Origin of the sequence: Stappia taiwanensis, assembly GCF_014635285.1 — a bacterium.
GTDB lineage: Bacteria > Pseudomonadota > Alphaproteobacteria > Rhizobiales > Stappiaceae > Stappia > Stappia taiwanensis.
In genome coordinates, this window is record NZ_BMCR01000019.1 from 1 (window position 1) to 1,020 (window position 1,020).

Here is a 1,020-nt window from a genome sequence, read left to right on the forward strand (position 1 = left end):
GCAATGAAACGGTCACGGTTCTCGGAAGAACAGATCATCGGCATTTTGAAGGCACATCAGGCGGGCATGACGCCGGCTGAACTGTGCCGCAAGCACGGCATCTCTGATGCGACGTTCTACACCTGGCGCAAGAAGTACGGCGGCATGGACGTATCGGACGCCAAGCGGTTGAAGGCGCTCGAGGAAGAGAATGCGAAGCTGAAGAAGCTTCTGGCGGAGCAGATGATGGATGTATCGACGCTCCGCGAGATGCTGACAAAAAACTTCTGACGCCCGACTCCAGGAGGAAAGCCGTGAGTTGGGCAATCGAGATGAAGGACTATTCTCAGCGGCGGGCCTGTGCCCTGGTTGGTATTGCGCCGCGCGTCTTTCGTTACCAGTCGAGCCGGCCGGACGATGCCGGCCTTCGAGAGCGATTGCGTGAGCTGTCGTCGGAACGGCGGCGGTTCGGTTATCGTCGCCTGCACCTGCTTTTGAAGCGGGAGGGCATCGCGGTGAACTGGAAGAAGCTCTATCGAATCTACAAGGAAGAGCGGCTGACAGTGCGCAAACGCGGCGGCCGCAAGCGAGCTTTGGGCACGCGAGCGCCGATGGCGGTCCCGCAGGATCCGAACCAGAGATGGAGCCTCGACTTCGTGTCGGACACGCTGGTCAACGGCCGTCGCTTCCGCATCCTGTGTGTCATCGATGACTTCAGCCGGGAATGCCTGGCAACGGTGGTCGATAACTCACTCTCGGGTGAACGTGTGGCCCGCGAACTGGATGCGATCGCCGAACGGCGCGGCTACCCCTGCATGGTTGTCAGCGACAACGGCACGGAGCTGACGTCAAACGCCATGCTCGCCTGGCAGCAGGATCGCAGCGTCGAATGGCACTACATCGCACCGGGCAAACCCATGCAAAACGGCTTTGTAGAGAGCTTCAACGGCAGGCTGAGGGACGAGTGCCTCAACGAGCACCTGTTCCGCAACTACCGACATGCCCGCGAGATCATCGAAAAATGGAGGATCGACTACAACC

1 protein-coding gene is annotated in these 1,020 nt (G+C 59.9%); it reads left to right on the forward strand.

Annotation, left to right across the window (positions count from 1 at the left end):
• Positions 1-3: 3 nt before the first annotated feature.
• Positions 4-1,020 (forward strand): IS3 family transposase gene (locus IEV83_RS20005; RefSeq protein ID WP_188478637.1). Its coding sequence is split into 2 segments (ribosomal slippage), with 1,018 coding nucleotides annotated over them: positions 4-256 and positions 256-1,020; the frame shifts between segments, so codons are not numbered across the junction. This gene is flagged as partial in the annotation.